Below are 6216 nucleotides of genomic sequence, written 5' to 3' on the forward strand. Positions count from 1 at the left end.
TAAATATAGAAAGCTATTTTAATGCACGGTGGTTTTGATTCAGGACATGGGGTTTCTGAAGGTACTGAAAGTGGCAAGAAAGATAACTGGTTTAAGCGTGTGTTTAAGCCGCGGGATATCTTGATCCGTAGTCAAGGTCGCGTAACTTTCATCAATCTGTCACCAAAGTTACAGATGGCTTTATGTCTTGGTGTGTCTGCTGCAGCATTGTGGGGAACGTCATCTACGATTACCAGCTTATGGCAAAACTCAATAATAGATGACCGGAATCAAGCAATTATCGAAGCAAAATTATCTCAAAACCGTTTGAAAGCTGACTTTCAGGCTTATAAAGTTGAGTTGGAACGCATCACCAATCTGCTTCAGGATATGGAAAAGGGAAATGGTCTTGCCTTAGCAGAGAAGAAGGCAATATCTGAAACGGATGAGACATCATCTGAGATGACATTATCTGAAGAAATTATTGCGTTTCGTGTGTTAGGAGACAAGGTGAATGAAAGCCTTGCTCGTGCTTCGCTTGATTTTGAGGTGAAAGGAGACGATCTGGATCGAATTGTGAAATCTCGTTCTGGATATCAAGATGAGATTATTGCACTAAAGGAGCAGCTTGAAAATCAACGCGCGTTAAATCGCAAGTTATCTGGTAAAGTAAGTGCTGCAAACCAGGCTTTAGTCAAATCACAAAACGAATATGAGGCGCTGGAAAATAATAAGAAGGTAATGGGGCATCAAATCAAGAATTTGACGGCGGCATTGTCTGAATCCCGAGAAGAGGGTGTCGATGCAAATATCCGTATTAAGAAATTTGAGGTGGAAGTTGCATCCCTTGAAGAGCGAAGAGATCAACTAGATACTACAAATGAAAAACTATCAGACGATCTGGAGTTGCTTCGTGAAGAAGAAGCCAGATTGTTAGGGCTAAACAACCAGGCGGAAGAACGTATCGCAATTCTGAACGAACGCTTTGATAGTTTGATGGTTGAAAGTGGTTTGCGTAATAAATTGGCAGATGCGCTGACACCCCGTACTGATCTTAGTAATGTACCCTTGGATGAACGTTTAACCGTTTTAGAAGAAACATCCTCTGATCTGATGGATGGCCTTGTTGATTTCAGAGATATGTCAGACAAAGTTGAACAAACTCTGGATGGCGTTGTAACGGGATTAAGTCGTGTGACAGGCTATACACGCGAAGTGGATGCAATGCGTGAAAACCGCCCTCAACAGGCAATGACGTTATTGTCGGAACTTGAATCCATTCATGATGATCAAATTACAATTGTTTCAGGTCTTTTAGATCGCACAGAAAAATCTATTGCCCATAAGCAAGAAACACTGTCAGGCACTGGCTTGGATTTGAATAAAGCTCTTGCGATGGCGGGCTTACATACAGGGACTGGTGGTCCAGAAATTATTCAGGAATTCACAGGTGGTTCTTCATCTGAATTGAACACAACTGTTGCTACTTTGGAACAAAAAGTTCAGAAGCTGCAAGCGTTAGATAAACTAATTTCATGTGTGCCGTTGGTTTCGCCAGTGGACTACTATCATGTAACCAGTAAATACGGAATGCGCAAAGACCCGTTTACTGGTAAAAATGCGATGCATAAGGGAATTGATATGGGAGGTTGGCCTGGAACAACCATCCATGCAACTGCAGGCGGAAAAGTTGTTAAAGCGTATAATAGTTCTAGCTATGGAAAGATGGTTGAAATTGACCATGGTTGCGGCATAACTACTATTTATGGTCATCTTAAGAAGATCTTGGTTAAGAAAGGCGACGAGATTTCTCATCGCGATCCAATTGGAAAATTAGGTAGTACAGGGCGTTCGACTGGTCCGCATGTACATTATGAAATTCGTTTGGACGGTGAACATCTCGATCCTATGAAATTTATTGAGGCTGGACGCCATGTCTACAAAGGATAAGCAACCTTCAGCAAATGTGACTTATGAAAAGTCCTCTTTCACCCCCTCCAAGGTACTTACAGTTTTGTCAGAAGGTATGGTTTTGACAGGGAATGTGGCCTCTAAGGGGGATATGCATGTAGATGGCGATGTAACCGGCGACATCCATTCTTATCGCTTGACCATTGGTGAAAAAGCAACTGTCAACGGGTCTTTATTTGGTGATGAAATCATTGTTTCAGGTCATGTGAAGGGCGAAATTACAGGGCGCGTTGTTCGTTTGACATCTACTGCAGATGTGACAGGTGATATCAATCACGATAGTTTGTCTATTGAAGCAGGGGCCCATCTACAAGGTCTGTGTAAGCGTGGAAACCCGATCACTTATTCGGTGAATGGAAAAGCTGTTATAGAGGCTGCAATCTCTAATTCTACCCTAGAATTAGACTAACCAAATGAAAGAGCCGGAAGTGGCTCTTTTTTATTCAGCTAGTATAGATCGATACATTTCATCATCTACATTTCCACCGGATAGAACGATTATTGTGGTTTTATCTTTTGTGTCGATTTTACCAGCTAACAGTGCCGCTAATGCAACGACGCCACCTGGTTCTACAACGAGTTTCAAATCTCTAAAGGCGATACGCATAGCATGTTTCACCTCCTCATCTGTGACAGATAATCCACCACTTAATCGGTTCTGATTGATTGGGAAGGTAATCTTGCCAGGAGATGGAGAAAGGAGGGCGTCACAAATAGAGCGTGCTGACGGGTCATTTTCTTCATAACAACCCGTTTCAAGTGATCGTTTCGTATCATCGAAATCAGCAGGCTCAACACCATAGAGTTTGGTTTCTGGAAACGTTTCTGCCATTGCAAGGCATAAACCAGCCATGAGGCCTCCACCGCCACATGGCGATAGAAGTTGATCCGGATCGATGCCCATTGCTTTGCAATCTTCGGCAATTTCGAGACCAGCGGTACCTTGTCCGGTAAGGGTTAATTCTGCATCATAAGGTTTGATTAAATAGCTGCCTCGCTCTTCCTGAACCTTAAGACCGATTGCTTCGCGATCCTCATTATACCGATCATAAAGAATAACCTCTGCACCATAAGCGCGTGTATTTTCAATTTTAATCTTGGGGGCATCCGCAGGCATAATGATAACTGCAGGAATGCCAGCAAGCTGTGCGGCATGTGCGACACCTTGGGCATGATTACCTGATGAGAAGGCAACAACCCCTTTTTTCTTTTGCTGATCAGATAGTGCATTGATGGTATTTATGGCACCACGAAACTTGAAGGAACCCGTTTTTTGTAAGCATTCTGGTTTAAATAAAGCCCGACCACCTAGTTTTTCATTTATGAAAGGTGACTCAATCAAAGATGTACGTGTTGCATATCCTTTGATGCGGCTAGCTGCTGTTACTATATCCGCAAAATTTGCTGTATCTGACATTGTAAAATTAACCAATTAAAGTTGGAAGTTTTTCAAGATTTTTTAAAATTGCTTTTGGGCGACCCGAAAGGCCTTCAGGTGGTTGATTGAAACGATTCACCCAAACCACATTGAAGCCAAAATGAGCAGCACCCGCTACATCCCATGCATTGGATGATACAAAACAAATTTCATGAGGTTGAATATATAAATGATCAACAGACATCTGATAGACGCGTGGATCAGGCTTAAATACACCAATATCATCTACGGAATGAATTTCATTTAATAGAGGTGTAATACGTGCTGACTGTGCTGCAGCTTCTAACATCTTGGGAGAGCCGTTAGACAAAATAACACGCTTTAACTTCTTATCTCTTAAAGCCGATAGCATTTCTGGAACTTCTGGATAGGCTTCTAATTCCCAATAAAGGCTAAGTAATTTTTTCTTTAATTCCGGTGAGTCTAGATTAACCGCAGCCATCGCATAAGCTAACCCATCCTGAGTAATATCCCAGAAGTCGCGATAATCGCGCATAAGACTTCGTAACCAAGTATATTCAAGTTGTTTCTGACGCCAGATATGGGAGAGCGCATCTGCTTTATCTCCCAAATCATCTTTGCATTTTGCTGCAGCTGCATGAACATTAAATAGGGTGCCGTAAGCATCAAAAATACATGCTTTGATGCCTTTTAGGATTGGTTCGTTCATTTCCTATATATTTCCTTCCGCCCCAATTAATCTTAGTTACTTAAAGTTGGGTCTACCACGTGATTAAGCATATCCAAGGTTAGCTCACGGGAAGGTTCCCCAAATTTCTGTTTATAGACTAACAGATTCTCCGAAACACGTTGTACATAGTTTCGTGTTTCTTCAAATGGTATCATCTCTATCCAATCAATCATTTCTTCAATTCTTACGCGCGGATCTCCATTTTGATTGACCCAGCGTTTCACACGGCTTGGGCCTGCATTATATCCTGCGAAAGCCATAGGGAGAGAACCATCAAAACGTTGTATCAGTCCAGAAAGATAAGATTGTCCTATCGTAATATTGTAGAGAGGGTCTGTGGTTAAGCGCTTTTTATTATATTTTAGACGAACACGTTTGGCTTGCCTTTTAGCTGTCGCTGGCATGAGCTGCATCATACCAAGTGCGCCTGCTGAACTCTTTGCTTTGGGGTAAAATGCACTTTCCTGTCTGATAATTGAATGTACGATTGGACTATGTAGGAAGTTTTCACCTTCGATTGGGAAGATTGGGTATCCATCTTCATATAAGGTAACGTGCTTTTTGTCCGCTTGGCGTGCGGTATAGACTGCTAAATCATTTCGTCCGATAGATTTACTTAATGCAGCAATAAATTGAAATTCATTTTCTTCATCGGCCTGCCACATCAAGGCTTGGGTGAAGCGTTTTACAATTTTATCTTCGTCAAGTTGATCCATTATCACAATGGCTTCAGCTAGTTCGTTATGAGCCACGTCAGGTTGGATTGCGAATTCTTGCGGAACATATTTCGGCGCAGTTTTTGGAATTTGAGAATCCTTTGGCAATTTCCCTATTGCAAGTTGCCCGTAGAAACGGTGAGAGAATGTCGCCGCATTTTTAAAGCTTTCCAATGCTTTGTCTTGATTGTCTAATGCCTCATATGCGCGTCCAATCCAATATGTAGCGCGAGATAAGGAGACGGGAAAGCTGACTTTCCGTTCCATATTTTGAAAATGTAATAACGCATCTTCGGGTTTATGAAGATATTGTAAGGCGATCCAGCCTGCGAACCATTCTGCGTCTGCATAAGCATAGCCACTTGTATTGCTATGATCTGCAGCAATTTTATAAGCGAGATCGAATTTCTTTTCACGGACAGCCCAACGTGCAACTTTTCGACGTTGTTTCCACCAATATCCTGCTTGATCTTTTTCCTGTTCCGGGTTTCTTAAAAGTTCAAGTGAATCCTCATATCGACCTTTGCGAAGGCGCCACCGTAATCTTTCATAAGCCAAGCCGGGATGATCCTTTAGGTGTCTAGGAACTTGGCGAATGGCATAATCAACGCCTCCCGAACGCCGACGCAACTTGATGCGGGCTTGTGCCAGTTTAGCATAATCATTTGAGACACGGCGAGATTGACGAGTCGCGCTACCAGTGAAACCTTTCCATAGAAGGAACTCTAGTCGCGCTAGATGATCTTCTTTCGTAAGCCACTTTTTATATGGGCGCAGAATTGCTTTTTCGTCCACAGGTAGCATATCACGTTCACGCCAAGCCTCGCGGATTAAGTTTTTCGCTTTTTCTTTACGTCCATCCTCTATTAAGGCACGTGCGTAGTGGATCACCCCTTTCACGGTATAGGGATCATGGGATCGAAACCATTCAAGAAGATCGCTTTTAGGAGTAGACGCTTTAATCGCGTTTTCAGCAGACCGATGTAATGTTCGAATACCTGGCCAATCATGATGCGTTAAAATGAAATCGGATATTTCATTGAAACTCGCTTTATTGTTTTTGTATTGATAGTAAGTCCATTTTAGAACTTGTTCAGGTAATTCATTCTCTGCTTTGCGCGCTCGATTAAAGGCATAATCCCATTTATTATTGTCGGCTGCTTGAAAGGCTTTTTCATAGAGGTTGAGATCGACTTTTGAAAGAGATGCAGCGTTTGTGATGCTAGGTAGGGTTAGGCTCGCAGCAATTACAGCGCTGAAGCTTAGACGTTTTAAATGCCTTGAGCTTGATATGGTTTTTGTAAATGCCCCAGTTGAAAAGATCATAACCCATCCATCTATTTTCTAATTGTGGCGGTAGTATGACTGAATTCGCTATTCACGCAAAGAACAGTTTCAAGAAAATTCCAAGTAAGTCATAG

5 protein-coding genes are annotated in these 6216 nt (G+C 42.2%); 2 read left to right on the forward strand and 3 right to left on the reverse strand.

Annotated features, from left to right (window positions below; all coding sequences use genetic code 11):
* The first annotated feature begins 21 nt into the window (after window positions 1–21).
* Both ACOQOA_RS02580 and ACOQOA_RS02585 read left to right on the forward strand, forming a co-directional pair.
* Entirely contained in the window at window positions 22–1929 is a 1908-nt protein-coding gene (locus ACOQOA_RS02580) for a peptidoglycan DD-metalloendopeptidase family protein (RefSeq protein ID WP_420547100.1), read from the forward strand.
* Window positions 1913–2359, forward strand: coding sequence for a bactofilin family protein (locus ACOQOA_RS02585; RefSeq protein WP_420547101.1), 447 nt, complete (start codon window positions 1913–1915; stop codon window positions 2357–2359). Before ACOQOA_RS02580 ends, ACOQOA_RS02585 begins: the two co-directional genes overlap by 17 nt.
* A gap of 30 nt (window positions 2360–2389) precedes the next feature.
* On the opposite strand, the gene ACOQOA_RS02590 is transcribed toward ACOQOA_RS02585, so the two are convergent.
* The 3 genes from ACOQOA_RS02590 to ACOQOA_RS02600 are packed head-to-tail and all read right to left on the reverse strand — an operon-like array spanning window position 2390 to window position 6121.
* On the reverse strand, window positions 2390–3367 hold the full coding sequence (locus ACOQOA_RS02590) for a threonine ammonia-lyase (RefSeq protein ID WP_420547102.1): 978 nt from the start codon (window positions 3365–3367) through the stop codon (window positions 2390–2392).
* A 7-nt stretch (window positions 3368–3374) separates the two neighbouring features.
* Window positions 3375–4058: a haloacid dehalogenase type II gene (locus ACOQOA_RS02595; RefSeq protein ID WP_420547103.1), complete on the reverse strand. Its 684-nt coding sequence runs from the start codon at window positions 4056–4058 to the stop codon at window positions 3375–3377.
* 32 nt (window positions 4059–4090) lie between these two features.
* Entirely contained in the window at window positions 4091–6121 is a 2031-nt protein-coding gene (locus tag ACOQOA_RS02600; protein ID WP_420547104.1) for a lytic transglycosylase domain-containing protein, read from the reverse strand.
* Window positions 6122–6216 lie beyond the last annotated feature (95 nt).

Origin of the sequence: Curvivirga sp. (assembly GCF_965219885.1) — a bacterium.
GTDB lineage: Bacteria > Pseudomonadota > Alphaproteobacteria > UBA8366 > Aestuariispiraceae > Curvivirga.

Coding starts and splice junctions, on each gene's coding strand:
- ACOQOA_RS02600 (WP_420547104.1), bottom strand. CDS start 6,121: ATGATCTTTTCAACTGGGGCATTTACAAAAACCATATCAAGCTCAAGG.
- ACOQOA_RS02585 (WP_420547101.1), top strand. CDS start 1,913: ATGTCTACAAAGGATAAGCAACCTTCAGCAAATGTGACTTATGAAAAG.
- ACOQOA_RS02580 (WP_420547100.1), top strand. CDS start 22: ATGCACGGTGGTTTTGATTCAGGACATGGGGTTTCTGAAGGTACTGAA.
- ACOQOA_RS02595 (WP_420547103.1), bottom strand. CDS start 4,058: ATGAACGAACCAATCCTAAAAGGCATCAAAGCATGTATTTTTGATGCT.
- ACOQOA_RS02590 (WP_420547102.1), bottom strand. CDS start 3,367: ATGTCAGATACAGCAAATTTTGCGGATATAGTAACAGCAGCTAGCCGC.